26 protein-coding genes are annotated in these 26,370 nt (G+C 53.1%); all 26 read left to right on the top strand.

Annotation, left to right across the window (positions count from 1 at the left end; all coding sequences use genetic code 11):
- The first annotated feature begins 88 nt into the window (after positions 1-88).
- The 26 genes from flgF to fliN all read left to right on the top strand — a co-directional run bounded on the left by flgF (position 89) and on the right by fliN (position 26,348).
- Positions 89-832 carry a flagellar basal-body rod protein FlgF gene (gene flgF, locus ACRRUX_RS09285; protein WP_432529477.1) on the top strand — a complete coding sequence of 248 codons (744 nt, stop codon included), beginning with the start codon at positions 89-91 and terminating at the stop codon, positions 830-832.
- 15 nt (positions 833-847) lie between these two features.
- Entirely contained in the window at positions 848-1,636 is a 789-nt protein-coding gene (gene flgG, locus ACRRUX_RS09280; protein ID WP_432529475.1) for a flagellar basal-body rod protein FlgG, read from the top strand.
- Between the two features lie 36 nt (positions 1,637-1,672).
- The gene (gene flgH / locus ACRRUX_RS09275) at positions 1,673-2,326 is read left to right on the top strand and encodes a flagellar basal body L-ring protein FlgH (protein ID WP_432529473.1); all 654 of its coding nucleotides are present in this window, start codon (positions 1,673-1,675) and stop codon (positions 2,324-2,326) included.
- 11 nt (positions 2,327-2,337) lie between these two features.
- Positions 2,338-3,429: a flagellar basal body P-ring protein FlgI gene (locus ACRRUX_RS09270; RefSeq protein ID WP_432529471.1), complete on the top strand. Its 1,092-nt coding sequence runs from the start codon at positions 2,338-2,340 to the stop codon at positions 3,427-3,429.
- Between the two features lie 15 nt (positions 3,430-3,444).
- Positions 3,445-4,407 carry a flagellar assembly peptidoglycan hydrolase FlgJ gene (gene flgJ / locus ACRRUX_RS09265; RefSeq protein WP_432529469.1) on the top strand — a complete coding sequence of 321 codons (963 nt, stop codon included), beginning with the start codon at positions 3,445-3,447 and terminating at the stop codon, positions 4,405-4,407.
- A 4-nt stretch (positions 4,408-4,411) separates the two neighbouring features.
- Complete coding sequence (gene flgK, locus ACRRUX_RS09260; protein WP_432529467.1) at positions 4,412-6,328, top strand: flagellar hook-associated protein FlgK; 1,917 nt, start codon at positions 4,412-4,414, stop codon at positions 6,326-6,328.
- A 10-nt stretch (positions 6,329-6,338) separates the two neighbouring features.
- Positions 6,339-7,538 (top strand): flagellar hook-associated protein FlgL, encoded by a 1,200-nt coding sequence (gene flgL / locus ACRRUX_RS09255; protein WP_432529465.1) that lies wholly within the window; start codon positions 6,339-6,341, stop codon positions 7,536-7,538.
- A gap of 91 nt (positions 7,539-7,629) precedes the next feature.
- The gene (locus ACRRUX_RS09250; protein WP_432529463.1) at positions 7,630-8,451 is read left to right on the top strand and encodes a flagellin; all 822 of its coding nucleotides are present in this window, start codon (positions 7,630-7,632) and stop codon (positions 8,449-8,451) included.
- Between the two features lie 227 nt (positions 8,452-8,678).
- Complete coding sequence (locus tag ACRRUX_RS09245) at positions 8,679-9,497, top strand: flagellin (protein ID WP_432529461.1); 819 nt, start codon at positions 8,679-8,681, stop codon at positions 9,495-9,497.
- A gap of 110 nt (positions 9,498-9,607) precedes the next feature.
- On the top strand, positions 9,608-9,991 hold the full coding sequence (locus ACRRUX_RS09240; RefSeq protein ID WP_432529459.1) for a flagellar protein FlaG: 384 nt from the start codon (positions 9,608-9,610) through the stop codon (positions 9,989-9,991).
- Positions 9,992-10,021: 30 nt separating this feature from the next.
- A complete protein-coding gene (fliD, locus tag ACRRUX_RS09235) occupies positions 10,022-11,389 on the top strand; it encodes a flagellar filament capping protein FliD (protein WP_432529457.1) in 1,368 nt (455 codons plus the stop codon).
- 9 nt (positions 11,390-11,398) lie between these two features.
- Positions 11,399-11,719, top strand: a complete 321-nt coding sequence (locus ACRRUX_RS09230; protein ID WP_432529455.1) for a flagella biosynthesis chaperone for FliD, FliT — start codon at positions 11,399-11,401, stop codon at positions 11,717-11,719.
- A gap of 7 nt (positions 11,720-11,726) precedes the next feature.
- The gene (gene fliS / locus ACRRUX_RS09225; RefSeq protein WP_432529453.1) at positions 11,727-12,137 is read left to right on the top strand and encodes a flagellar export chaperone FliS; all 411 of its coding nucleotides are present in this window, start codon (positions 11,727-11,729) and stop codon (positions 12,135-12,137) included.
- 275 nt (positions 12,138-12,412) lie between these two features.
- Entirely contained in the window at positions 12,413-13,846 is a 1,434-nt protein-coding gene (locus tag ACRRUX_RS09220) for a sigma-54 dependent transcriptional regulator (RefSeq protein WP_432529451.1), read from the top strand.
- 91 nt (positions 13,847-13,937) lie between these two features.
- Positions 13,938-15,020, top strand: a complete 1,083-nt coding sequence (locus tag ACRRUX_RS09215) for a sensor histidine kinase (RefSeq protein WP_432529449.1) — start codon at positions 13,938-13,940, stop codon at positions 15,018-15,020.
- Complete coding sequence (locus tag ACRRUX_RS09210) at positions 15,017-16,384, top strand: sigma-54-dependent transcriptional regulator (RefSeq protein WP_432529680.1); 1,368 nt, start codon at positions 15,017-15,019, stop codon at positions 16,382-16,384. The genes ACRRUX_RS09215 and ACRRUX_RS09210 overlap by 4 nt, the downstream gene beginning before the upstream one ends.
- Positions 16,385-16,514: 130 nt before the next feature.
- The gene (fliE, locus tag ACRRUX_RS09205; RefSeq protein WP_432529447.1) at positions 16,515-16,850 is read left to right on the top strand and encodes a flagellar hook-basal body complex protein FliE; all 336 of its coding nucleotides are present in this window, start codon (positions 16,515-16,517) and stop codon (positions 16,848-16,850) included.
- A 34-nt stretch (positions 16,851-16,884) separates the two neighbouring features.
- The gene (fliF, locus tag ACRRUX_RS09200) at positions 16,885-18,561 is read left to right on the top strand and encodes a flagellar basal-body MS-ring/collar protein FliF (RefSeq protein ID WP_432529678.1); all 1,677 of its coding nucleotides are present in this window, start codon (positions 16,885-16,887) and stop codon (positions 18,559-18,561) included.
- Positions 18,554-19,594: a flagellar motor switch protein FliG gene (gene fliG / locus ACRRUX_RS09195; protein WP_432529445.1), complete on the top strand. Its 1,041-nt coding sequence runs from the start codon at positions 18,554-18,556 to the stop codon at positions 19,592-19,594. The genes fliF and fliG overlap by 8 nt, the downstream gene beginning before the upstream one ends.
- Positions 19,581-20,573, top strand: coding sequence for a flagellar assembly protein FliH (gene fliH / locus ACRRUX_RS09190; protein ID WP_432529443.1), 993 nt, complete (start codon positions 19,581-19,583; stop codon positions 20,571-20,573). The genes fliG and fliH overlap by 14 nt, the downstream gene beginning before the upstream one ends.
- On the top strand, positions 20,542-21,882 hold the full coding sequence (gene fliI / locus ACRRUX_RS09185; RefSeq protein WP_432529676.1) for a flagellar protein export ATPase FliI: 1,341 nt from the start codon (positions 20,542-20,544) through the stop codon (positions 21,880-21,882). Before fliH ends, fliI begins: the two co-directional genes overlap by 32 nt.
- Positions 21,883-21,944: 62 nt before the next feature.
- The gene (fliJ, locus tag ACRRUX_RS09180; protein WP_432529441.1) at positions 21,945-22,388 is read left to right on the top strand and encodes a flagellar export protein FliJ; all 444 of its coding nucleotides are present in this window, start codon (positions 21,945-21,947) and stop codon (positions 22,386-22,388) included.
- A 160-nt stretch (positions 22,389-22,548) separates the two neighbouring features.
- Positions 22,549-24,309 (top strand): flagellar hook-length control protein FliK, encoded by a 1,761-nt coding sequence (locus ACRRUX_RS09175; protein WP_432529439.1) that lies wholly within the window; start codon positions 22,549-22,551, stop codon positions 24,307-24,309.
- A gap of 77 nt (positions 24,310-24,386) precedes the next feature.
- Positions 24,387-24,902 carry a flagellar basal body-associated protein FliL gene (gene fliL / locus ACRRUX_RS09170; RefSeq protein WP_432529437.1) on the top strand — a complete coding sequence of 172 codons (516 nt, stop codon included), beginning with the start codon at positions 24,387-24,389 and terminating at the stop codon, positions 24,900-24,902.
- A gap of 21 nt (positions 24,903-24,923) precedes the next feature.
- On the top strand, positions 24,924-25,955 hold the full coding sequence (gene fliM, locus ACRRUX_RS09165) for a flagellar motor switch protein FliM (RefSeq protein ID WP_432529435.1): 1,032 nt from the start codon (positions 24,924-24,926) through the stop codon (positions 25,953-25,955).
- 9 nt (positions 25,956-25,964) lie between these two features.
- The gene (fliN, locus tag ACRRUX_RS09160) at positions 25,965-26,348 is read left to right on the top strand and encodes a flagellar motor switch protein FliN (protein WP_432529433.1); all 384 of its coding nucleotides are present in this window, start codon (positions 25,965-25,967) and stop codon (positions 26,346-26,348) included.
- Positions 26,349-26,370: the final 22 nt, after the last annotated feature.

Genomic DNA, 26,370 nt, shown 5'->3' with positions numbered 1-26,370 from the left:
CCTTAAATTCAAACGCTTATCGTCAATTGCCAATTGGCATAAAGATTGCTCAACACTCAGTTAAGTAAATTCTTTGACGGAGCGGTCAATGGACAAGTTTCTCTACATCTCCATGACGGGTGCCAAGCAGAATATGCACTCGCTGGCGGTCAGAGCAAACAATCTGGCCAATGCCAACACTGATGGTTTCAAGGCTGATATTGAACAGGCCCGTACCATGCAGGCATTTGGTGAGGGGTTGCCTACCCGGGTGTTTGCAATGACGGAAAATCCGGCGGCGGACTTTAACGCTGGCCCCATCAAGAGCACTGGTCGGGATATGGACATTGCCATTGATGGTGACGGTTGGATTGCTGTGCAGGCTGAAGATGGTGGTGAGGCTTATACCCGCTCCGGCAGCCTGAGTTTTGACGCCACCGGTGTGCTGCGCAATGACAGGGGCAATCCCATCATGGGTGATAGCGGACCGATTGTACTGCCTTTACCTATCGAGAAAGTCGAAATTTCCAAAGACGGCATTATCTCTGTGAGACCTCAGGGAGCGACCGCCGAGGTGATAGAGGAAGTGGCACAAATCAAGCTGGTCAATCCGGGTGATACCAATCTGATGCGTGGCGCTGATGGCCTGTTCAGGCAGATGAATGGTCAGAATGCGCCGGCTGATCCAACCGTCAGCTTGCTCAGTGGTGCGGTGGAGGGCAGTAATGTCAACGCCGTACACGAAATGGTGGCGATGATCGACATGCAACGCCAGTTTGAAATGCAGATCAAAATGATGAAGACCGCGGAAGAAACCAGCCGCACGTCGGACGCGTTATTGCGTATCAGCTAAGCAGGAGATTGAATTATGCATCCCGCACTCTGGATCAGTAAAACCGGCTTAGACGCCCAACAAACTGATATTTCGGTAATCTCAAATAACGTGGCGAACGCCAGCACCATAGGGTACAAGAAAACCCGCGCGGTGTTTGAAGACCTGTTGTATCAAACTGTCAACCAGGCCGGTGGTGTCAGTGCCGCCAATACCAAATTACCCAATGGTCTGAATATTGGCGCGGGTACCAAAGTGGTCGCGACCCAGAAGATGTTTACCCAGGGCAATATGCTGACCACGGATAATTCGCTGGATCTGATGATTGAAGGTCCGGGCTTTTTTGAAGTGGCACTGCCTGACGGTACCACAGCTTATACCCGTAACGGCCAGTTCACCCTGGATGACACAGGTCAGATAGTGACCCCGGGGTCCGGCTATGTCATCCAGCCGCCGGTGACCATCCCGGAAGATGCTACAGCCATTACCGTTTCGGCGGAAGGCGAAATTTCGGTAAAGATCCCCGGCGCCGCTGAAAATCAGGTCGTGGGGCAACTCAGTGTGTCTGACTTTATCAATCCCTCCGGTCTGGATCCCATAGGCCAGAACATGTATCTGGAGACCGGTGCCAGTGGTGCGCCGATTCAGGGTACGGCATCGCTCGATGGTTTGGGAGCGATTCGTCAGGGTGCATTGGAGACGTCCAACGTCAATGTGACGGAAGAGTTGGTGAATCTGATTGAAAGTCAGCGGATCTACGAGATGAACTCCAAGGTGATTTCGGCAGTGGATCAGATGCTCAACTATGTTAACCAGCAGCTCTGAGGCGGGTGATTTATGATTAGGCTGGCATGTGTTTCCATGGCGTTGATGTTGGCCGCAGGCTGCGCCAACACCTCACAAAAGCCCATTCCCGATGATCCTTACTATGCACCTGTGTATCCCGAGCAGCCGGCCACCAAAGTGGAGGTCACCGGCTCTATCTATCAGGACAGTCAGGCGACCGGATTGTATTCAGATATGCGGGCGCACAAGGTTGGCGACATCATCACCGTGGTCCTCAGCGAGTCGACCCAGGCATCCAAAAGTGCCAACAATGATATCAAGAAGGGGTCGGATTTAACGCTCGACCCCATTTACGCCGGAGGCGGCAATCTGACCATCAAAGGCGTGCCGCTGGATCTGGCCTACAAAGACAGCATGAACACCAAACGTGAGTCGGCGGCGGATCAGAGTAACAGTCTGTCAGGCAATATCTCCGCCAACGTCATGCAGGTGCTGAGCAACGGCAATCTGGTGATCCGCGGTGAGAAATGGATCACCATCAACAACGGTGACGAGTTTATTCGCCTCACCGGACTGGTGCGTTCCCAGGACATTCGCCCGGACAATACCATTGAGTCGACCCGGGTCGCCAATGCCCGCATTCAGTACAGTGGTTCAGGCACCTTTGCTGATGCCCAGAAAGTGGGCTGGCTGAGTAAGTTCTTTTTCAGTGACTGGTGGCCGTTTTAAGGAGGTCTGATATGAAATGGCATGCACTGATCGCAATGGCACTGATGTTGATTTCTCTGCCATCAGATGCCCAGCGGATTAAAGATATCGCCAATATTCAGGGGGTTCGTACCAACCAGTTGATTGGCTACGGGCTGGTGGTGGGCTTGCCGGGAACCGGTGAGAAGACCCGCTACACCGAACAAACCTTCAAGACCATGCTGAAGAATTTTGGCATCAACCTGCCGGACAATTTTCGGCCCAAGGTCAAAAACGTTGCTGTGGTTGCAGTCAATGCCGAGATGCCAGCGTTTATTAAACCCGGGCAGACACTGGATATTACAGTTTCCAGCCTGGGCGAAGCCAAGAGTCTGCGCGGTGGCACCCTGCTGCAAACCTTCCTGAAAGGGGTCGATGGCAATGTTTATGCGATTGCCCAGGGCAGTTTGGTGGTCAGCGGTTTCAGTGCCGAAGGTCTGGATGGTTCTCAGGTGATTCAAAATACGCCGACAGTCGGACGCATTCCCAACGGCGCCATCGTTGAGCGCAGCGTCGCAACCCCTTTTGCCAACGGCGATTTTCTGACTTTTAACCTGCGCCGGGCCGATTTCACTACTGCCAGAAATATGGCATCGGCGATCAATAATCTGCTGGGACCGGATATGGCCAAAGCGGTTGATGCCACATCAGTGCAGGTGAATGCGCCCCGGGATGCATCCCAGCGGGTGTCGTTTCTGGCTACGCTGGAAAACATTACTGTGGATATCGCCGAGGAGGCCGCCAAGGTGATCGTCAACTCCCGCACCGGCACCATTGTGGTGGGCGAAAATGTGCGTCTGCTGCCGGCCGCAGTTACCCATGGTGGCATGACGGTAACCATTGCCGAGTCGCTTAATGTGTCACAGGGGAACCCTTTGGGGGGGGGCGATACCGTGGTCACGCCGGAAAGTACTATTGGGGTAGATCAAAACAATCGCCGTATGTTCCTGTTTAACCCGGGCACCACTCTGGATGAGCTGGTCCGGGCAGTGAATCTGGTTGGGGCAGCCCCCTCGGATGTCTTGGCCATTCTGGAAGCGTTGAAAGTGGCAGGGGCTTTGCATGGTGAACTTATCATCATCTGATTTCCGGCACTGGCCATGGATAAGCTTGCAAACTCAGCTCAGTATCTTGACCTTGCGGCCCTGGATAATCTCAGGGCCCGGGCACAGCAGGACGACAAAGCCGCGCTGAAAGAAGTTGCGGCTCAATTTGAAGGTATCTTCGTGCAGATGCTGATGCAGAGCATGCGGGATGCCAACGAAGCCTTTAAGTCCGACAGCCCCTTCAACACTCAGTACACCCAGTTTTATGAGCAGATGCGGGATCAGCAGATGTCCGTGGAATTGGGTGCCAAAGGTACGCTTGGTCTTGCTGATCTGATGGTGCAGCAACTGGCACCGGAAACGTCCAACATTATGCCCGCCAGTGGACTGCGAGGAAATCGTCAGCATTTCGACACGCCCCACACGCCCCATATTGTCAGTTCTGCCGTTGATTCATCGCCTGTCGGGGGGGGCAAGTTATTGCCGCCGCAGCCTGAACCTGAAAAGGCTGAGTTTGCCTCGCCGCAGGAGTTTGTTGAGCGGCTGTTTCCGCTGGCGGATAAAGCGGCGCGCAAATTGGGCACTGAACCTGAAGTGCTGCTGGCGCAGGCTGCGCTGGAAACCGGCTGGGGACAGAAGATGGTGCGCCGCACTGACGGCACTCCCAGCAACAATCTGTTCAATATCAAGGCGGATAAACGCTGGGAAGGAGACAAAGCCAGAGTCTCGACGCTGGAGTTTGAGCAGGGCGTGGCAGTGCGTCAACAGGCTGACTTTAGGGTATATGACTCACTGGCCAGCAGTTTTGAGGACTTTGTTGAATTTATCCGCAGCAGTGACCGATACGGTGAAGCCCGCGCTGCGGCCAAAGACCCTGAAGCCTTTATGCAGGGTCTGCAGCAGGCGGGATATGCCACTGATCCCGGTTATGCCGACAAAGTGATGCGAGTGATGAGCAAAGTGGTTGAGCAACTGACGTCCGGTGTAGCAGGGCTCGATACTCGGTCGGGAGAATAACTGAATGGGCGTGGATTTACTGAATATTGCCAGAACCGGCATTCTGGCGTCGCAATCACAGCTCGGTGTGACCGGTAACAATATTACCAACGTCAATACTGAAGGTTATCACCGTCAGGTTGCCCAACAATCTGCACTGTTGCCACAGAATTTTGGTGGTAATTTCTATGGCACCGGCAGTTATGTCAGTGACGTCAAGCGTATCTATAACGATTTTGCCACCCGCGAGCTGCGCCTTGGACAATCGGCACTGAGTCATGCACAAACCAGCCACAGTAAGTTGACCGAGCTGGATGCCTTGTTTTCCCAGATTGGCAAGGCTGTGCCCCAGGGATTGAGCGATCTGTTCAGCGATTTGGGCAATCTGGTGGATCAGCCTGATGACCTGGGGATCCGTGGTGGGGTATTGAATTCGGCCGGTCAGCTGGCCAGTGCCATCAACCAAATCCAGACCGGATTGGATGGCCAGATGAAGTACACCAACGACCAAATAGACGGCGTGACCAAACGGGTCAACGATATTGCCACTGAACTGGCCCGGCTCAACGGTGAGTTGATGAAGTCAGGTGACGGCAATATGCAACTGCTTGATGAGCAGGACAGATTGCTCAAAGAACTCAGCGGTTATGTGCAGATTAATGTCATCCCTCAGGACGGTGGTGTGAAAAGCGTCATGCTGGGGGGCTCCGCCATGCTGGTGGCCGGCCAGGAAACCATGGCGGTGAGCATGCAGCCAGGCGACCCTTTTCCTCAGGAACCAAGGCTGTCGGTGGAAGTGGGTGGCAAGATGGTGGCCCTTGATGGCACCAAGGTTGGCGGAGAGTTGGGGGCGCTGTTCCAGTATCGGGAGCAGACTCTGAAACCGGCGATCAATGAAATTGGTCAGTTGGCACTGGGCGTTGCCGATGCCTTCAACGAACTGCAGAAACAAGGGCTGGATCTCAATGGTGAAGTCGGCAGTAACATTTTTAACGATATCAATGACCCTCTGGCCAGTTTCGGCCGGGTTGGTGCCTTGTCATCCAATACCGGGACTGCCGCGCTGTCTGCGAACATAACTGATACCGGCAAACTCAAAGGCACAGAGTATGAGCTGACCTTCACCGCGCCCGCGACCTATGAACTTAAAGATACCCAGACCGGCAGCGTGCAGAATCTGACGTTGTCCGGTACAACGCTGAGCGGTGCCGATGGATTTACCCTGAATATTGACTCGGGAGCATTGGCCAGCGGCGATAAATTCGTGATCCGTCCCACCGCGGGTGCGGCTGCGGGGCTTAAGGTAGCCATGACCGATCCCAAAGGGATTGCCGCTGCGTCCCCGGGGATTACTGCGGATGCCTCCAATGCCGGCGATGTCAGCGTCAGGGTGACCAGCATTGACAATCGCAATGCCGCTGACTTTCCGGTTACCGGCAGCGAGTTGACCTTCGAGATCGATACCGCCACCAATCAGTTTGAAGTGTTTGACGCCGATGGCAATTCATTGGGACCGGCTGCAGCTTATACTCCGCCCAGTATCAGTGCCTACGGCTTTACCTTTGAAGTGACGGCCACGGGTACTTCCACAGAGCGGTTCACCTTCGATTTAAGCATCAAGCCCGGCGATAACACCAATGCGCTGCAGATGGCCAAGCTCAACGAAGCCAAATTGATGAACAATGGCAAATCCAGCTTCGCCGATGTGTACGAAACCACCAAGCAAAATGTGGGACACAAGGCCAAGTCGGCTGAGATCACCATGGAGGCAGCTGAGACCGTTTATCTGCAGGCGATGACCCGGGTTCAGAGCACCTCTGGCGTCAATCTTGATGAAGAGGCCGGTAATCTGATGCGTTTTCAACAGTCTTATCAGGCGGCAGCGCGCATCATGACGGTGTCGCAGCAGATTTTTGACAGCCTGCTCACCTCTGTGCGTTAGGAGCTAAGTTATGCGTATATCCACGGCTCAAATGTTTAACCAGAACATCAACAGCATCCTCAAGCAGCAAAGTGCCTCGGCCAATTTGCTGGAACAATTGTCCAGCGGCAAGAAGGTCAATACCTCGGCTGACGATCCGGTTGCTGCCAATGGTATCGATAATCTGAACCAGCAGAATGCCCTGCTGGATCAGTACCTGCGCAATATTGACTATGCCAATCACAGGTTGTCGCTGGCGGAAACCAAGCTGGGCGCAGCAGAAGAGATGGCAATGTCTTTTCGCGATCAGATCCTCAATGGTGTCAACGGCAGTCTGAGTGACTCCGAGCGGCAAATGATTGCCGATGAGATGCGCGGCACCCTCGAAGAGCTGCTGAATATTGCCAATACCAAGGATGAAGCCGGCAACTATCTGTTTGCCGGGTTCAAGACCGATACGCTGCCATTCGAGATTGATGCAACCGGTAATTATGTGTATCGCGGGGATCAGGGCGTGCGTGATGCGGCAGTTGCCAATGGCGTGGTGGTGGCAACGAATTTCCCCGGTGACAAGGCTTTTATGTTCCCTAATCCCACCGGTGACTATTCTGTCAATTATTTGGCTGGACAGACCGGGGATTTTGAAGTCAAAAGCGCCAAAATTACCAACAATGCCAGTCATATAGAGCAGGACTACAGCCTCAATTTTATCGATAACGGTACCGGTGGTGTCAATCTGGAAGTCAGGGATGCCAGTAATGCTCTGGTAACCACGGTGAACAACTTCGATGCCGCCAATCCGGTGAGCTTCAACGGTATGGAAGTCAAGCTCAGTGGCACGCCGAAAGCCGGTGACAGCGTGACTTTGACGCCTCAGGCAGAGGTGAGTTTGCTGGACAATTTCCGTGATGCCATTGCGTTGCTGGAATCGGAAGAGATTAACACTCCAGCCGGCAAATCAAAATTGGCACATTTGTTGAATAATAGTGACAGTGGTCTGAACCAGATCAGTATTGCCAGAGGTGAGGCTGGAAACAGTCTGAAAAGTTTTGACAGTTATGCCTCCAGGCATGAGGAAGAAAAACTGGCTAACGCCGGTGCCCTTTCTCTGCTGGAAGACCTGGATTACGCCTCGGCCATTACCGAGTTCGAGAAGCAGCAGTTGGCGTTGAATGCGGTATCGAGTGTGTTTGGCAGAATCAGCAACCTGTCCCTGTTTGATTATCTCTAGGAACAGCGCTGGCACTGTTAAAGCAAAAATTTGATTGAGAATTTAGCCAAGCTCCAAGCCTTGGCGGTACAACTAGGAAGAGGAACTGAAAATGGCTATTAACGTTAATACTAACGTGACATCCATGAAGGCTCAAAAGAACCTGAATACATCCAACAGCGGCTTGGCAGTCTCTATGGAGCGTCTGTCCAGTGGTTTGCGGATTAACAGTGCCCGTGATGATGCTGCGGGTCTGGCGATCTCCAACCGTCTGAACTCACAGGTTCGTGGTCTGGAAGTTGGCATGCGTAACGCCAACGATGCGATCTCCATTGCCCAGATTGCGGAAGGCGCAATGCAGGAGCAAACCAACATGCTGCAGCGTATGCGTGATCTGTCTATTCAGGCAGAAAACGGTGCCAACAGCAGTGATGACCTGCAGGCACTGCAGGATGAAATCGAGCAGCTCAAGTCTGAAATTACCGCCATCGGTAACAGTACTGCCTTTGGTAATACCAAACTGATGACAGGTACTTTTTCGGCAGGCAAGCTGTTCCAGGTAGGTCACCAGGATGGTGAGGATGTGACCATTTCGGTCAATACCAACAACGCTGGCAGTCTGTCTGTAAACGCCTTGACCATTAAAACATCGGCAGGCCGTAACTCGGCAATCGGCCGCATCGATGCGGCGATCAAAAAGATTGATACCCAGCGCGCCAAGTTGGGTGCGGTGCAAAACCGTCTGTCACACAACATCAGCAACAGTGCCAATACTCAGGCCAACGTGGCAGACGCCAAGAGCCGGATTGTGGATGTGGATTTTGCCAAGGAAACTTCGCAGATGACCAAAAACCAGGTGCTGTCGCAGACAGGTTCAGCGATGCTGGCGCAGGCCAACCAGTTGCCACAAATCGCGCTGTCGTTGTTGGGATAATGTCATGTTGTTGGCAAAAACCGGAGCAGGGAAACCTCCTCCGGTTTTGTTTTATCTATATTTTTCAGATAAATAAGAGTTGCTATCCAGGAGTTTAGAATTTTTTTAAAAAAGCCTAAAGTTCGTTCAGATGAGGCCGTTAAAGTAACTGTAACGAGGAATACCCGCCTGGCTTGCAAAGAGAGACAGGCATGTTTCAAAGCCAGGTTATTCAAGAGGATAGGATTATGGCGATTACAGTTAATACGAACGTGACCTCACTGAAGGCGCAAAAGAACCTGACACTGTCAAACAGCAATCTGGCTACGTCCATGGAGCGTCTGTCCAGTGGTCTGCGGATTAACAGTGCCAAAGATGATGCTGCCGGTCTGGCCATTTCTGACCGCCTGAACAGTCAGGTGCGTGGTTTGGAAGTAGGCATGCGCAACGCAAACGATGCTATCTCCATCGCCCAGATTTCTGAAGGTGCGATGCAGGAGCAGACCAATATGCTGCAGCGTATGCGTGACCTGGCCGTTCAGTCTGAAAACGGTGCCAACAGCTCCGCAGACTTGCAGGCGCTGAAAGACGAAATGGATCAGCTGGCGCTGGAAATTACCGCTATCGGCAACACGACTGCCTTCGGTAATACCAAACTGATGACTGGCACTTTCTCTGCCGGCAAAAAATTCCAGGTAGGTCACCAGGATGGCGAAGATGTGACTATCTCAGTGAAAAAGACCGACTCTGGTACTCTGTCAGTCAATTCATTGACAGTGTTGACTTCTGCCGGTCGTAACTCGGCGATTGGGAAAATCGATGCCGCTATCAAGACCATCGATACTCAGCGCGCTAAGCTTGGTGCTATCCAAAACCGTCTGGGCCACAACATTGCCAACAGTGCCAATACCCAGGCCAACGTATCGGATGCCAGAAGCCGTATTGTGGATGTAGACTTCGCCAAGGAAACCTCCACCATGACCAAGAACCAGGTGCTGCAGCAGACGGGTTCGGCCATGTTGGCTCAGGCGAACCAGTTGCCACAGATTGCCCTCTCCCTGCTCTAAGTCAGAAGTTGGCACCGATAATCTGAAGTGAGGAGGGAGGTTCGGTGACGGATCTCCCTTCCTGCTTTGGACAGCAAGGTAAGCGCGGCAACTAGAGGTGAGAAACGACTATGGAAATTCAGACAAATACGTCGTCAACACTGGCTAAACAGGATCTCAGTGGGACCCAGGTCAAACATTCGCAACTGGCTACCCCTGAACTGAACCCACGTGGCACGATCAATGCAGTAGAAGTCACTGAAAAAAAGGAAGAAGCGAAACCCAAGCCCAGTGAAAAGCAACTCGAGGAATTGGCAGCTAATATGTCAGATATGATGTCCTTGATGCGCAAGGGACTGGCTTTTCGTGTCGATGACAGCTCAGGCGCAAATGTGGTGAGCGTAATGGATGTGGACTCTGGTGAGGTGATCCGTCAGATCCCCAGCGAAGAAGCGCTGGAGCTGGCGGCGAAATTGTCAGAGGTCACAGGACTTTTGATGAAGACGGAGGCATAACGCCTACGTCTTTCCTGTATTGAGGTTGTTATGGCTCTGACGGCGACAGGTATTGGTTCCGGGCTGGATATTTCCGGCATTGTGAAAGTGTTGGTGGATGCTGAAAAGGTACCCAAAGAAGCACTGTTCGACAGAACGGAACAAATCATTGACTCCAAGGTGTCGGCCATTGGCACCCTCAAAAGTAAGTTGTCTACCTTCCAGGACGCTCTTGCTAAATTAAGTAATGGCGACAACCTTAATCAACGCAAAGTGTCCACCAGTGACTCTGCGTTTTTCACCGCCGAGGCCAGCAAATCTGCTCAGGCTGGCATATACAGCATTAAAGTTGAACAGCTGGCACAGGCTCATAAAGTTGGCGGTAGCCATGTGACCGATGCCAGTGCACCGGTGGGCGAAGGTTCTCTGGCATTTACCGTCAATGGTAAAAGTTTTTCTGTGCCGGTTGGCAGTACGGATGACCTGTCGACCATCGCAGCCAATATCAATAACGCCTCTGATAATGTTGGCGTGACGGCAACTGTCATCAGAAGTGATGCCGGCAATCAGTTGGTATTCAGCAGTCATTCCAGTGGCACAGCCAACCAAATCAATATTACTCCAACAGATAACACTGGTACCGGACTTACTGATATGTTCGGCGGGGCTAATTTGCAGACACTGCAGAATGCCCAGGATTCAATCATCTATATCGACAATCAGAAACTGACCTCGTCAGGCAATACCGTCGACGGGGCGATTGCCGGCGTCACGCTGAAACTGACTGATGCCGATATCAACAAGACCCACACACTGACGATCGAGCAGGACAATGATGCGGTTAAGGAAAACGTTAATGCCTTTGTCAAAGCCTACAACGATCTGATTGGTTCCATTGATAAGCTGTCTTCCTACGACGCAGAGAAAAAAGAAGCTGCAGCGCTGCAGGGGGATTCGATGATCCGCTCGCTGGAGTCACAACTGCGGAATATTGTCAGTGAACGGGTTGATGATGGCACTGGCGGCTCCCTGGCGCTTTACGATATCGGCATCAGTATCGACAGGTACGGTAAAATGTCGGTTGATGACAATAAGCTGACGGAAGCCATTACCAATGATATGGGCAAGCTTGAAAGTCTGTTCGCCACTGAAAATTCTGGGATAGCCAACAGACTTGATGGCATGGTCGAGGGTTACGTTAAAGCCGGCGGCGTGATAGACAGCCGCAATAATTCCTATACCTCTGAACAGCAGCGACTGGATGACCAGCGCGCTGCATTTACCCGCAAGATGGGGCAGCTGGAGGCCCGACTGCTAAAACAGTTCAACGCCATGGATTTGGTTGTGGCACAACTCAATCAACAAAGTCAGGGGCTGGCCGACAGGCTGAACTCGCTGCCCGGTGTGATTAAACAGTAAGGAGGCAGCATGCAGGCTCTGGATAACGTGAATACAGCAATGGCTGAACTGTTTTCTCAACTCGCTTCGAACACCGCTGAAGACGCATCAACTGATATGTTGGTATCAGATTTGCAAGAGCTGGTAAACAAGCGTCAACTTTTACTCGATGAATTGCTGGCAGACGATAGTTTTACCGATCGGCAGTATTTGCAGCAGCAATTGGAGCTTACCCGTTCGTTTGCGCGTGATGGCGCAGAGCTTCGGGCCCATCGTCAGTCACTTTTGTGTCTTGGCAGTAAAAGTAAACGTCAGGTCAATGTTTACAAAGCGATAGATGCAGATAGGTAGGTGAGTTATGAGAGGATCAATGAGATCATACCGCAAGGTTTCCCTGGAGAGTGAAATCGCTGTGGCATCACCTCATCGGATTATCCAGATGATGTTTGCCGGTGCGCTTGAGCGTCTGGCTCAGAGTCGTTATGCCATCGAACAAGGTGATATCGCCAATAAGGGGATATTGATTGGCAAAGCCGTTGGTATTATTAATGGTCTGAACAACAGCCTTAATATGGATGCCGGTGGTGAAATATCACGCAATCTGAGCGAACTGTATGAATTTATGCTCAGACGAATTTCAGAGGCAAATCTCAACAATGATGTTCAGGCAATCGATGATGTCATCGAAATATTGCGCAACATCAAGGAAGGTTGGGATGCTATCCCGGAAGATCAGCATCATATCAGCGCGCACGGCGAAGCGGTGTAACCGCTGCAATCCCGGCAAAAGGCGCAGTTTGCGCCTTTTTGACATCTGACGATATATTGACGTTTGGGAGCCTGCATGGGGTTGATTTGAACTATCATTAGGTTATCCAGCAATTTGAGTGCACAGAAACTTGCGTCCGGGGCATCGATATAAGAATATGCCCTTGGTAAAATACCAACGCAGGAAGCTGTGCCCCACCAAAATGGGTGTCTGAGCAACTAACATTAACAATAAATGCCAATCATGCCCGATAACTGAGCTTTACGGCCTACTGAATGATGCAAACAGAACAACAAATCTTAATTGTCTCAAAGCCGTCAGAGCGGTTAACCCGCCTGAATTGGATTTTTGAGTTTTTGGGTGAACAGGTTGAAAACCTGTCCATGGATGATATTGCTTCCAGATTGGATGCGACTCGTTTTCGGGCATTAGTGATTTCGTTGGATACTGTTTCCTTCGACGATGCCAGGTCCATTGCAGCAAAATTCCCCTGGCAACCCATCCTGTTGCTGGGAACGCCTCAGGGAGTGACGGCCGGGAACGTGCTGGGCACCATTGAAGAACCTTTCAATTATCCCCAACTGACAGAGTTATTGCATTTCTGCCAGGTGTTTGGGCAGTCCAAACGACTGGAAGTGCCAACCAGTGGCAATCAAACCAAGTTGTTTCGCAGCCTGGTTGGCCGCAGCGAGGGCATCGCTAAGGTGCGGCACTTGATTAACCAGGTCGCCGGCTCTGACGCGACTGTGCTGGTATTGGGTCAGTCCGGTACCGGTAAAGAGGTGGTTGCCCGAAATATTCATTATCTGTCAACCCGGCGTGATGGCCCCTTCATTCCGGTGAACTGCGGCGCTATTCCGCCAGAGCTGCTGGAAAGTGAGCTGTTTGGCCATGAAAAAGGCTCTTTTACCGGTGCCATCAGCTCCCGTAAAGGGCGTTTCGAATTGGCTGAAGGTGGCACTCTGTTTCTCGATGAAATTGGTGACATGCCTTTGCAGATGCAGGTGAAGTTGCTGCGGGTATTGCAGGAGCGGGTGTTTGAGCGGGTGGGCGGAACCAAAACCCTGAAAGCCGATGTGCGCGTGGTTGCTGCAACTCACCGGGATTTGGAAAAGATGATAGAAGGCAACGAATTCCGCGAAGATCTCTTCTATCGCCTCAACGTCTTCCCGGTGGAAATGCCCTCGCTGAGTGAGCGGGCTGAAGATATTCCGCTGTTGCTGCAGGAGCTGGTCAGCCGGGTTTATAACGAAGGTCGTGGCAAGGTGCGTTTTACCCAGCGGGCCATAGATTCGCTTAAAGAACATGGCTGGACCGGCAACGTGCGTGAACTGTCCAATCTGGTTGAGCGTTTGACCATTCTGTATCCGGGTGGGTTGGTGGATGTCAACGATCTGCCAATCAAATATCGTCATATCGATGTTCCGGAATACTGTGTCGAAGTCAGCGAAGCACAGATGGAGCGCGATGCGCTGGCCTCTATTTTCAATGATGAAGAACCGGTGGAAATTCCTGACGCCAGATTCCCCAGCGAATTGCCGCCCGAAGGGGTTAACCTCAAGGATTTGTTGGCTGAGCTGGAAATTGACATGATCCGTCAAGCGCTGGAGCAGCAGGACAATGTGGTTGCCAGAGCTGCCGAAATGCTGGGCATCCGCCGTACTACACTGGTTGAAAAAATGCGCAAATATGGCATGGGTAAAGAATAAATCTTTACTAAACAATAGAATAGCTTGCTGATTTTATTGGCATAGTGAATGCATAGACCCCGTCAGAAACGTTTTTTTGACGGGGTTTTTTATGTCAGCAAACTCTTTGGCGGCTTTTACCACCCTTGAGCATACCGGCACACAATGGGTTCCTATGCAGGAGGCGGCCAATATGTCGTCCCGGCTGGAGCATATCCTGCAGGCGATGCCATCCGGGGTGATATTGCTCAATGGCGACGGGGTGGTGTCTGAGGCAAATCCTGTCGCAAAAGAGCTGCTTGGCGAGCCACTGGAGGGTGAGCGCTGGCTGAGTATCATCAATCGCTCATTCGCGCCTAGAGAGGACGATGGTCATGAAGTGTCCCTGCGTAATGGTCGGCGGGTCAAACTGGCCATGACACCTCTTGACCCGGAACCAGGCCAGTTAATTGTATTGACTGATCTGACCGAAACCCGCTTGCTGCAAAAGAACCTGTCCCACCTGCAGCGCCTGTCTGCGCTGGGTAAGATGGTCGCTAGTTTGGCTCATCAAATTCGTACCCCGCTGTCAGCTGCGCTGCTGTATGCCGCCAATCTCGGCAGTCCTTCATTGCATGCCGATTCCCGCCAAAAGTTTCAGCAAAAATTGCTCGACAGGCTCAATGATCTGGAACATCAGGTCAATGACATGCTGCTGATGGCCAAAGGGCGGCAGGAGGGGATGGCAGAAAGCCTGAGTATGAGCTGTGTACTGGATGCGGTAGTGGCCAGCTGTGAACCTATAGTGCAGCGTCAGAAGGCCCGGATCATCCGTCATGAGCATACCAGCGCAACGTTGCTGGGCAATGCCAACGCACTGGCCAGTGCCATTGGCAATCTGGTGATGAATAGTCTGGAAGCCGGCGCGACCGAGGTGACCCTGCAGACTCAGGAGTTACAGGGACAGTTGCTGCTTCAGGTCATGGACAATGGCAAGGGGCTGGATGCTGAGTTGCAACAGCAGGTGTTGGAGCCTTTCTTTACCACCAAGGCACAGGGTACCGGCTTGGGGTTGGCGGTCGTTCAGTCTGTGGTGCGTAACCATGGCGGTTCACTGCAACTCAGCTGTCAACCGGGACTGGGATGCACAGCGACGGTTATGCTGCCGGTTCACCGGGGCACACATGAGATTCACCAGAGCCGGGAGGCAGTCTGATGGAAGCACGAATTTTGTTGGTCGAGGACGATCACTCCCTGCGGGAGGCGCTGCAGGACACTCTGCTGCTGGCTCAATACGAATGTGTTACCTGTGGCAATGGCGAGGACGCCATTGTGGCGCTCAAGAGCCACAAAGTAGATATGGTCATTACCGACGTACAGATGCCGGGGGTGGATGGGATGGCGCTGCTCAACTACTTGCAGCAGCATTTTCCGAAAATCCCGGTATTACTGATGACGGCTTATGCCACGGTACACAATGCGGTCAATGCCATCAAACTCGGGGCGGTGGACTATCTGGCCAAGCCTTTTGCACCGGAGGTATTGCTCAACCAGGTCAGCCGCTATCTGCCCAGTCACAGTGACAATAAAGATCCTGTCGTGGCCGATGATAAAAGTCTGGCACTACTGGCTCTGGCGCAGCGGGTTGCTGCGTCGGATGCCTCGGTGATGATCACCGGTCCCAGCGGCAGCGGTAAGGAAGTGTTGGCCCAGTATATACATCGTCACTCCGGGCGGAGCGGGGCCCCTTTTGTGGCGATTAACTGCGCGGCTATTCCTGAAAATATGCTGGAAGCGACCCTGTTCGGTTATGAGAAGGGCGCCTTCACCGGCGCTTATCAGGCCTGTCCGGGCAAGTTTGAACAGGCGCAGGGCGGCACTTTGTTGCTGGATGAAATCTCTGAGATGGATTTGGGATTGCAGGCCAAGTTGTTGCGGGTTCTGCAGGAGCGTGAAGTTGAGCGTCTGGGCGGACGCAAGACCATAAAGCTGGATGTGCGGGTATTGGCGACCTCCAACCGGGATCTCAAGCAAATGGCTGCGGACGGTGGATTTCGCGAGGATCTCTACTACCGTATCAATGTCTTTCCATTGGCCTGGCCAGCCTTGTATCAGCGACCAAAAGATATATTACCGCTGGCGGCATATTTGCTGAGTAAACACAGCAATCAGCAGGGGATTGTACAGGTGCCTGTGCTGGAAGACAGCGCCAGACACAAGTTACTGGCGCACAGTTGGCCTGGCAATGTGCGTGAGTTGGACAATGTGATGCAAAGGGCATTGATTCTGGCACAGGGTGGGCAGGTTCGGGCTGACGATATTATTCTGGATTTACAGGATGTGCCGTTGGCGTTGCCTGTCAGCGATTCCCGCCCCGCCCCTGTATCCGGCGTTGGAGACGGCGCGGCGGAAACTCTGGGCAGCGAATTGCAGGCACAGGAGCATGTGATCATTCTGGAAACTCTGGCACAGTGTAATGGCAGTCGCAAACAGGTGGCCGAGAAACTTGGGATCAGCGCCAGAACGCTGAGATATAAAATGGCCAGAATGCGCGATATGGGGATTGAACTGCCCGCTTGATAGCCCTTGAGATCGGGACTTGATACTGAGAAAAGCAGACCTTTGGGTCTGCTTTTTCACTTTGGCAAACTAATTGCATCGACCGGATAATGGAAACGACTCGTCAACAAATCGACGCTAGGAGTCCGGGATGCAGATTGGAAATACTTCACTCATGATGGAAATGCAGCGCCTTAAGGGTGAAATTGCGCCATCTCAGGGGCTTGAACCCCAAATCAGCCAGCAGATCAACAACACCAGCGGAGTCGAGTTCAGCGAACTGTTATCTCAGGCGCTGGGCACAGTGACCGACCTGCAGTCCAATGCATCGCAGCTGGCAACCCGGCTTGAAATGGGAGACTCGCGGGTGACATTGTCAGACACGGTAATCGCCCGTGAAAAGGCCAGCGTGGCTTTTGAGGCGACGATTCAGGTCCGCAACAAGTTCGTTGAAGCCTATAAAGAAATCATGAGTATGCCGGTTTAATCCCGGCATTATGGAGTGAACCGTGAGTACTGACATGGTGGTATCAGGCGGCGCAGATGGCGACGCTATTCAGGAAAACAAGTCAGGTGTTATGGCATCGATGGGCGGCGTGGATGTGCTCAAGCAGATAACCATGATCCTGGCGCTGGCGATTTGTCTGGCGGTGGCGGTATTTATTATGTTTTGGGCGCAGGAGCCCGACTACCGGCCACTCGGGAAAATGAGCACTCAGCAGATGGTTGAGGTGCTCGATGCGCTGGACAAAGCCAGAATTCCCTATGAAATTGATGTGGACGTCATCAAGGTTCCGGAGGAACAGTATCAGGATGTGAAGATGCTGCTGTCCCGTGAAGGGGTCGATGCCATATCCAGCGATCAGGATTACCTGAGCAAGGATTCAGGATTCGGTGTCAGTCAGCGAATGGAGCGTGCACGCCTGAAAGCCAGTCAGGAGCAGAATCTTGCCCGCGCCATTGAACAGCTCAACAGTATCAATCGCGCCAAGGTGATCCTGGCACTGCCCAAGGAAAACGTGTTCGCCCGTCATCGCAGTCAGCCCAGTGCAACCGTGGTTCTGACTACCCGCCGTGCCGGTCTGGAACAGGGAGAAGTGGACGCGGTGGTGGATATAGTGGCCTCTGCGGTGGAGGGGCTTGATCCCACCCGGGTGACAGTGACCGATGCCAACGGACGTTTGCTGAATTCAGGCAGTCAAAGTGGCGTGTCCGCCAGAGCCCGCAGAGAGCTGGAGCTGGTGCAGCAGAAAGAAGCTGAGTATCGCGCCAAAGTCGAGTCTATTCTTATTCCTATTCTCGGGCCGGAAAACTTTACCTCTCAGGTCGATGTTAATCTCGATTTCACCGCAGTGGAGGAAACGGCTCAACGTTTTAACCCGGATTTGCCGGCACTGCGCAGCGAAATGACAGTGGAAAATAACTCCAATGGCAAGGCCGTCGGAGGCATTCCAGGTGCCCTGACCAATCAGCCGCCGATGGAGTCGAATATTCCGCAGACCGTGACGCCGGGACAGAGCAGCAGTGACAGCTCAGGTGCCAGCCATAAAGAAGCGACCCGCAATTTTGAGCTCGATACGGTGATCAGCCATACCCGCCAGCAAATAGGCAATGTACGTCGGGTAAGCGTCTCTGTGGCGGTCGACTTCAAGCCCGGCGCAGTATCTGAAAGCGGTGAGGTCAGCCGGGTGCCCCGTACAGAGGAGGAGCTGGCCAATATTCGCCGTCTTATTGAAGGTGCCATTGGTTTCAGTACCCAGCGGGGTGATGCTATCGAAGTGGTGACAGTGCCCTTTATGGATCAATTGGTTGAGTCCGGTCCTGCACCGGAAATGTGGGAGCAGCCATGGTTCTGGCGCGCCGTTAAGCTGGTGTTGGGCGCTCTGGTGATCCTGGTGCTTATCCTCGCGGTTGTGCGGCCCATGCTCAAGCGCCTTATCTATCCGGATGCAGACAAGGTGCCTGATGAGCCGGGATTCGGTAATGAATTGGCGGAGATCGAAGATCAGTATGCCGCTGATACGCTGGGCATGCTGAAGCCATCGGATTCGGAATATTCCTATGCAGATGATGGTTCCATTACGATTCCGAACCTTCACAAAGATGACGATATGATCAAGGCCATTCGCGCTCTGGTGGCGAATGAACCTGAGCTGTCCACCCAGGTAGTCAAGAACTGGTTGCAGAAGAATGAATGATAAAGTGAAAGAAAAGGGTGAAAGCGGCTTTAACATTGATGATCTCAGTGGTATTGAGAAAACCGCGATTCTGTTGCTCAGTCTGAGTGAATCTGACGCGGCTTCCATCATGAAACACCTTGAACCCAAAGAGGTGCAGGTGGTGGGTAAAGCCATGGCGGCGATGCGGGATTTTGGCCATGAAAAGGTCATCGCAGTGCACCGGCTGTTTCTGGATGATATTCAGAAATACTCCGCCATCGGCTTCAACAGTGAAGAGTTCGTGCGCAAGGCGCTGACTGCGGCACTGGGTGAAGACAAAGCCGGCAATCTGATCGACCAGATTGTGATGGGCAGCGGTGCCAAGGGCCTGGAGTCGCTGAAATGGATGGATCCCCGTCAGGTGGCAACCATCATCGCCAATGAACACCCGCAGATCCAGACCATCGTATTGTCGTATCTGGAGCCTGATCAGGCCGCCGAGATTTTCTCCCAGTTTCCAGAAAACACTCGGCTGGATCTGCTGATGCGAATTGCCAATCTTGAAGAGGTTCAGCCCGCGGCATTGCAGGAACTGAACGACATTATGGAGAAACAGTTTGCCGGTCAGGGCGGCGCGCAGGCGGCCAAGATGGGTGGACTCAAGGCTGCTGCCAATATCATGAACTTCCTCGATACCGCCATCGAATCCCAGATCATGGAGACCATGCGTGAGGCCGATGAAGAGATGGCGCAGCAGATCCAGGATCTGATGTTCGTCTTTGACAACCTTATCGATGTGGATGACCGCGGTATCCAGGCTCTGCTGCGTGAAGTACAGCAGGATGTATTGATGAAGGCGCTTAAGGGCGCTGATGAGGGGCTCAAGGATAAGATTTTGGGCAACATGTCCAAACGGGCAGCGGAAATGCTGCGGGATGACCTGGAAGCCATGGGGCCGATACGTATCAGTGAAGTTGAGCTGGCCCAGAAAGAGATTTTGGGTGTGGCCCGTCGATTGGCTGATGCCGGTGAAATCATGTTAGGCGGCGGTGGTGGCGATGAGTTCCTCTGATCCTGATGCGCTGAAACCTCGCCGTGGATACCTGAGCGGTGATGATGCCAGGGCATTTGAATCCTGGTCGTTGCCCAATGTTGGTCGGGCCGACAGTGCGCCCAAATCTGACATGTTCGGTTATACAGAGCGTGCCGGACGCCCTTTGGATGAAGAGCCGCAGGATGTCATGCCGCCAACCATGGCGGAGCTTGAACAAATCCGGGCTGAGGCCGAACAGGAAGGCTTTGCCGAAGGACAGGCACGCGGTTATGCCCAGGGGCTGGAGGAGGGTAACAGCGAGGGTCAAGAACAGGGGTATGCCGCAGGTTTTGAACAGGGACAGCAACAGGGATTTGATGCTGGCATGCAGCGCAGCAATGACGTGCTGGCGAAACTGGAGTCGGCCATGGCGCAGCTACAGGCACCCTTGGCGTTAATGGATACCGAAGTGGAGATGGAACTGCTCAGGCTGACCATGATACTGGCCAAATCGGTGGTCATGGCCGAGTTGAAAATACATCCGGAGCAGATACTGGTGGCGCTGCGTCAGGGGGTTGACGCCTTGCCCCTCAAGCAGCAACAGGTGCTCATCCGGGTGCATCCGGAAGATGCCCGTCGGATCGGTGAGGCATACAGCCACAGTCAACTGGAGCGTCAGGGCTGGGATATCGAGCAGGACCCATCGATGCATGAGGGAGACTGTATTGTCAGCACCCAACGTTCGTCGGTGGATCTGCGATTGGCAGAACGTCTGGAGCAGGTACTATTGGCGCCGCAAAGTGAACTGGAGGAGCTACAGCGTGAATATCAGTCAAAGACTGATGCGATTGCGGCTCAGCACGATCTGACTGACAACCGGAAGCTAGTGTCAGCATCTGAAGAGCTGCCTGCCAGCGATACCGAGAATCCCGCAAACGAGCCTGCCGACGCAGATTCAGCCAATCCGGATGAACCGAAAAATGACGATGGACAGGCGCAAGAGCCAATTACTCAATAGGCTGCGTGAGCACACGCAGCAGCAACCGCCTTTCAGGCCGGTGGCCAGTGGCCAGTTGGTGCGGGTGGTTGGACTGACTCTGGAAGCCTGCGGTTGCCGGGCGCCGGTTGGCAGCCTGTGTGCCATCGAAACCATGAGAGGCGAGATGGTTGCTGAAGTGGTGGGCTTTGATGACGAGCTTTTGTATCTCATGCCGGTGGATGAATTGCAGGGCGTGCTGCCCGGCGCGAAGGTGACGCCATTGGGAGAGCAAAGCCGTCTGCCAGTAGGGATGAGCTTACTTGGCAGGGTCCTGGATGGCAGCGGTCAACCTCTCGATGGAAAAGGCCCGTTGAAAACTTCCGAACTGGCTCCGGCTCACAATCAGCCAATCAACCCCCTCGCCCGAACCGCCATTTCACAACCTCTGGATGTCGGCGTGCGGGCGATCAACGCCATGCTGACTGTGGGGCAGGGACAGCGTATGGGGTTATTTGCCGGCTCCGGTGTGGGAAAAAGTGTGCTGCTGGGGATGATGACCCGTGGCACAGCGGCGGATATTGTCGTGGTTGGACTGGTGGGTGAACGTGGGCGGGAAGTAAAGGAATTTATTGAGGAAATCCTCGGTGAGCAGGGGCGTGAACGGGCGGTTGTGGTTGCGGCTCCGGCCGATACCTCACCATTAATGCGACTCAGAGCCTGTGAAACCGCCACCCGCATCGCCGAATATTTCCGTCATATGGGCTACAACGTGCTGCTGCTGATGGACAGTCTCACCCGTTACGCTCAGGCTCAGCGGGAAGTGGCCTTGGCGGTGGGAGAGCCTCCGGCGACCAAAGGCTATCCGCCATCTGTGTTCGCGCGTTTGCCGCGGCTGGTGGAACGCGCCGGTAATGGTGCGCAAGGAGAAGGTTCCATCACGGCGTTTTACACTGTACTGACCGAAGGGGATGATCTGCAGGATCCCATTGCCGACGCAGCCAGGGCGATCCTTGATGGACATATAGTGCTGTCCCGCACGCTGGCGGATGCCGGCCATTATCCGGCGATTGATATTGAGGCATCCATCAGCCGGGTGGCACCGATGGTGGTGTCAGGTGAGCACATGGATGCCATGCGCCGGGTGAAACAGACTTATTCCCTGTACCAGCAAAACCGCGATCTCATCTCTATCGGGGCATACAGCCAGGGGGCAGATCCCAGAATTGACAATGCTATTCGGCTGCAACCGGCCATGAATGCTTTTTTGCGCCAGGGCATGAAGGAGTCTGTATCACTGGAGCGCAGTCAACTGATGTTGACCCAGCTTGCAGCCCAGTGTCATGGGTAATGGACGGTGAATGTGGAACTGCTAAGGTCGATATTTTATGGCTCAAATAACAGGTGGCTGGAATGAGTAAAGATCCGCTGCTGACGGTATTGTCGCTGGCGCAGGAATCCGAGGAGCAGGCGGGATTACAGCTCAGAGCCGCCCAGAGTGAACTGCAAAAACGGGAAGCCCAGTTACAGGCACTGAATCAATATCGCCTTGACTATATGCAACAGCTCAAAGACAAGTCCGGTGGTCGGATCAGTGTCACCTTCTACCAGCAATTTCATAAATTTATCAAACAGATTGATGATGCTATCGGTCAGCAAATCAAAGCGGTATCACAATCCCGGGAAATGCGGGCTCATCGTCAGCAGCATTGGCTGGAGCAACAGCGTAAACGTAAAGCGGTTGAGCAGCTGCTGGATAAAAAAGCCCGTGCCGCAGAATTGAAACAGGCACGAATTGAGCAAAAACTCACCGACGAGTTTGCCATGCAGCAATGTTACCGTCGGCAAGCGAGGTAATCTGCGCCACGGCCTTCGCTGTTTCTGTACTGTCCATTTTCCTTCAATCTCAATGTTGTCAGGTTGAACCAATACTTGGCACAGCATTTGCTGAATTAATCCTGTCTATGATGACTGCCAGCGGAATGACGTTCGTTTGGCAGATTTGACGGAGGTCAACATGCAGCAACTCAGTTCAGTCCTTCTCGGTGCGCCAGTCAGCACTCAAAACCCCGGCCAGGAAGTCAGGGGGGAAGAGGGCTTTGCCGATCTGCTATCCCGCGCGCAGAACCAATTGCAGGGAAATGGCAGTGACAAACTGGCGGACAAGCCAGCGGAGCGCAGTGTGGCTGGCACGTCTGCAGAGGGGGAGTCGCATCAGCAGCCTGGATCAACGGCAAACACCAATGAGTCCAGTGTCGCCGCGAGTTCCGGAGTAACGGTTCCGGGGAAAGGCGAATCAAAGGCGACAGATGAGGCTGACTTGGCGTCTGAGCAGACTTCTGAGTTGGACACTGAGCCCAAGTCATCGGCGCTGGCCGAGGACGAGGAGCCTGCTGACTCTGTCAATATGCTGCCTTCTGTTATTTCCCTGGATACCACTAACGAGCCGGATAATCTCGCTCTTGGTTTGCTGTTTTCGCAAATTCAGTTGGCCAGACAGTGGGCGGATAAAGGAGATGGCGCAGATTTGCCGCCTGAAGGGGAAATATTTGCCGCTTTTGACAGTCAGGGGAATGCCTTCTCCACCGTTAACATGTGGTTTTCTGCTGGCGGGCCGGTATCTTCAGAAGATACCGGGGATAGTTCACCGGCGCTGAATGATGATTTGGCGTCACTGCTGGCTCAGCTCAAGGATATGCCGGACGCCGGGAAGCTGACCGGTATGCTGGAGCAGTTCGGTGACACCAAAATGCCGCTGGCTGATATTCAGGCGCTGCTCAGTCAGCTGACCAATGCTGATGGTCAACCGGATCTGCAAAAATCCGCTGAGCTTTTGGGTATTGGGGCGCTTCCTCTGAGTGATGAACAGCAAAAGGCGCTTGGCAATTTGGTTGGTCAACTTACCGCGCTGGTACAGCTGGCCCGGCTGGAAGGACAGGTAGCCGGGGCCTCGCCCGTCAGTGAGGCCCCCGGTTTGACGACAAGCCTGGAGGTAGCCAGGCTGGATAGTGCCGCTCAACCCACGATGCCTGCAGTTGCCGTCAGTGGTTCTCAGCCAACAACGGACGTTCCCCGGATTTTATCCGCGGGCAGCAACCAGGCGCTGCAGCAGTCAGCGTTGCCAGAGGGGATTGTTGCATTGACCGCGGAAACTGACGCCCAGAGTGAACAGGTGAGTTTATCGCAGGCGGCAAAAATGTTGCAGCAAGCAGAATTAACTGTGCAGAGCAGCACAGATGTTATCGATGAACGTGTGACGCAACTGACGCACAATCAGAGTGTTCAAACACCAATTCATCGAAGTGAAGTTCCCCAGTTTCAACTATCTGTTCGTCAGGAAGTCGACGGCCAGTTCCAGCAGCAACAACTGATCCAGAAATTTGCACCGTTAATGCAGCAACAGCTGGTTCATATGGTCAGCAAAGGCATCGGTCAGGCAGAGATCCGCCTGGATCCGCCGGAGCTGGGTCAGATGCTGGTACGCATTCAGGTCAATGGCGATCAGACTCAGGTGCAGTTTCACGCCATGCAGCAGCAAACCCGGGATATGCTCGAGCAGACCCTGCCAAGGTTGCGGGAAATGTTGCAGTCTCAGGGGATGGAACTGGCCGATGGTCAGGTTTCTCAACAGCAGAGTTCCGGTGGTGGCCAGACTGATGGTGAGGGTAGCGGTCATCACGGGGTGGGGCGTGAAGTGGATGAAATTGCAGCAGACGCTCCAGCATCAGTAACAAATCAGCGACGCAGTGGTGGTTCAGCTATAGATTATTACGCCTGAGTGGGTAACCTATAATGAAAGTTATGAAATATAAGTAATGATATTTCAGCGACTTTAAATAACACAAGGACACAAATATGGCTGAAGAACTGGAGCTGGAAGAAACGGCAAAACCCAAGGGTAAAGGCAAGCTGTTTTTGATTATTGGTGTTGTTGTCGTGTTACTGGCCGGCGGTGGGGCTGCCTTTTTTATGATGGGCGGTGAAGAGCCTGTTGCAGAAGATGCACAGGCTGCAGCACAGCCGGCAGCAGAGGCAGAAGAAAGCAATTCAGGCGAAGCGCGTTACGTCGGCATGCCCAGACCATTCCTGTTCAACCTGGCGGGGGCTCAAAAGAGCCGGCTGGTGGAAATCAAAGTACAACTGATGGTCCGGGGTGATGATAACGAAACGCTGGCGAAGAAACATATTCCTTTAATTGAGGATTCGTTGCTGTCCACTTTCAGCACCGCAGATGTAGAGAAGTTAAAAACTCAGGTTGGCAAGGACGATCTGAGGCAAAAAGCCCTGTTGAACGTACAGAATACCCTTAACCCGATCGCCGGTAAGAAGGTGGTAGAAAAAGTACTGTTCACCGGGTTTGTCATGCAGTAATCAGTCACCAGAGGCATAAGTGTGAGCGATTTATTAAGCCAAGACGAAATTGACGCGCTGCTTCACGGAGTAGATGACGTCGAGGAAGATTCACCGGATGACGGCGCGGGTCGTCCCGCGCAATCCTTTGACTTTTCCTCCCAGGACCGAATCGTCCGGGGCCGGATGCCGACGCTGGAGCTGGTGAATGAGCGATTTGCCAGACATTTGCGCATCAGTATGTTCAACATGATGCGCCGGGCGGCAGAGGTTTCCATCAACGGCGTGCAGATGCTCAAGTTTGGCGAATATGTTCATACGCTGTTTGTGCCGACCAGTTTGAATATGGTGCGCTTCAGTCCGCTTAAAGGGACGGCGCTTATTACCATGGAAGCCAGGCTGGTATTTATTCTGGTGGACAACTTCTTCGGTGGTGACGGCCGTTTTCACGCCAAGATTGAGGGGCGGGAATTTACCCCCACTGAGCGGCGGATTGTGCAGTTGCTGCTGAAAATTATCTTTGAAGATTATAAAGATGCCTGGGCGCCAGTGATGGATACCGAGTTTGAATATCTGGACTCGGAAGTGAACCCGGCGATGGCTAACATTGTCAGTCCCACTGAGGTGGTGGTGATCAGTTCGTTCCATATTGAGGTGGACGGTGGTGGCGGCGATTTCCACATCACCATGCCTTATTCCATGATCGAACCTATTCGTGAGCTGCTCGATGCCGGTGTGCAGAGTGACACCCAGGATACCGATATTCGCTGGTCCAAAGCGCTGCGGGAAGAGATCATGGATGTCGAAGTCGGGGTCGAGGCCAAGATAGTGCAAAAGACCATTACTCTCAGGGATGTGATGGAAATGCGCGCAGGAGACATCATTCCCATTGAGATGCCTGAATATATCATCATGGATGTGGAGGAACTGCCCAGTTTTCGCTGTAAATTGGGACGCTCCCGCGACAATCTGGCGCTCAAGGTCTACGAGAAAATAGCCCGTCCTGAGACTGTAAAAACTGAATTGCAGTTGATTACCCGCAAGGGTAAGTCCCGAAATATTGAAGATTTATAAGGTGGTTGTATGAGTGAAGAAGATATCGGAGATGATTGGGCTGCGGCCATGGCTGAGCAGATTGAGGAAGAAGCCAAAGCGGTTGAGCTCGATGAACTCAAAGATGAGTCGACAAAGCTGTCGGCGGAAGATCAATCCAAGCTGGATGCAATTCTGGATATTCCCGTCACCATTTCCATGGAGGTGGGGCGCAGTTTCATCAACATCCGTAATCTGCTGCAGCTCAACCAGGGGTCAGTCGTGGAGCTGGATCGGGTCGCGGGTGAACCACTGGATGTCATGGTTAATGGTACCCTGATTGCCCACGGTGAAGTGGTGGTGGTCAATGACAAGTTTGGTATTCGTCTGACCGATGTCATTAGCCAGACAGAACGAATCAAGAAGCTGAAATAATCTACATGTCGATGACCATCCT

It is taken from the genome of Shewanella sp. GXUN23E (assembly GCF_050865035.1).
Lineage (GTDB): Bacteria > Pseudomonadota > Gammaproteobacteria > Enterobacterales > Shewanellaceae > Shewanella.
The sequence above is the reverse complement of the archived record's forward strand: the minus strand, read 5'-3'. Positions and strand labels throughout refer to the sequence as shown.

Coding starts and splice junctions, on each gene's coding strand:
- ACRRUX_RS09240 (WP_432529459.1), top strand. CDS start 9,608: ATGGAAATTCAGACAAATACGTCGTCAACACTGGCTAAACAGGATCTC.
- fliG (WP_432529445.1), top strand. CDS start 18,554: ATGAATGATAAAGTGAAAGAAAAGGGTGAAAGCGGCTTTAACATTGAT.
- ACRRUX_RS09175 (WP_432529439.1), top strand. CDS start 22,549: ATGCAGCAACTCAGTTCAGTCCTTCTCGGTGCGCCAGTCAGCACTCAA.
- fliS (WP_432529453.1), top strand. CDS start 11,727: ATGAGAGGATCAATGAGATCATACCGCAAGGTTTCCCTGGAGAGTGAA.
- fliF (WP_432529678.1), top strand. CDS start 16,885: ATGGTGGTATCAGGCGGCGCAGATGGCGACGCTATTCAGGAAAACAAG.
- fliE (WP_432529447.1), top strand. CDS start 16,515: ATGCAGATTGGAAATACTTCACTCATGATGGAAATGCAGCGCCTTAAG.
- flgJ (WP_432529469.1), top strand. CDS start 3,445: ATGGATAAGCTTGCAAACTCAGCTCAGTATCTTGACCTTGCGGCCCTG.
- flgF (WP_432529477.1), top strand. CDS start 89: ATGGACAAGTTTCTCTACATCTCCATGACGGGTGCCAAGCAGAATATG.
- fliH (WP_432529443.1), top strand. CDS start 19,581: ATGAGTTCCTCTGATCCTGATGCGCTGAAACCTCGCCGTGGATACCTG.
- flgL (WP_432529465.1), top strand. CDS start 6,339: ATGCGTATATCCACGGCTCAAATGTTTAACCAGAACATCAACAGCATC.
- ACRRUX_RS09230 (WP_432529455.1), top strand. CDS start 11,399: ATGCAGGCTCTGGATAACGTGAATACAGCAATGGCTGAACTGTTTTCT.
- fliN (WP_432529433.1), top strand. CDS start 25,965: ATGAGTGAAGAAGATATCGGAGATGATTGGGCTGCGGCCATGGCTGAG.
- ACRRUX_RS09215 (WP_432529449.1), top strand. CDS start 13,938: ATGTCAGCAAACTCTTTGGCGGCTTTTACCACCCTTGAGCATACCGGC.
- fliD (WP_432529457.1), top strand. CDS start 10,022: ATGGCTCTGACGGCGACAGGTATTGGTTCCGGGCTGGATATTTCCGGC.
- fliL (WP_432529437.1), top strand. CDS start 24,387: ATGGCTGAAGAACTGGAGCTGGAAGAAACGGCAAAACCCAAGGGTAAA.
- ACRRUX_RS09245 (WP_432529461.1), top strand. CDS start 8,679: ATGGCGATTACAGTTAATACGAACGTGACCTCACTGAAGGCGCAAAAG.
- flgG (WP_432529475.1), top strand. CDS start 848: ATGCATCCCGCACTCTGGATCAGTAAAACCGGCTTAGACGCCCAACAA.
- flgK (WP_432529467.1), top strand. CDS start 4,412: ATGGGCGTGGATTTACTGAATATTGCCAGAACCGGCATTCTGGCGTCG.
- ACRRUX_RS09270 (WP_432529471.1), top strand. CDS start 2,338: ATGAAATGGCATGCACTGATCGCAATGGCACTGATGTTGATTTCTCTG.
- flgH (WP_432529473.1), top strand. CDS start 1,673: ATGGCGTTGATGTTGGCCGCAGGCTGCGCCAACACCTCACAAAAGCCC.
- fliJ (WP_432529441.1), top strand. CDS start 21,945: ATGAGTAAAGATCCGCTGCTGACGGTATTGTCGCTGGCGCAGGAATCC.
- fliI (WP_432529676.1), top strand. CDS start 20,542: ATGGACAGGCGCAAGAGCCAATTACTCAATAGGCTGCGTGAGCACACG.
- ACRRUX_RS09250 (WP_432529463.1), top strand. CDS start 7,630: ATGGCTATTAACGTTAATACTAACGTGACATCCATGAAGGCTCAAAAG.
- ACRRUX_RS09220 (WP_432529451.1), top strand. CDS start 12,413: ATGATGCAAACAGAACAACAAATCTTAATTGTCTCAAAGCCGTCAGAG.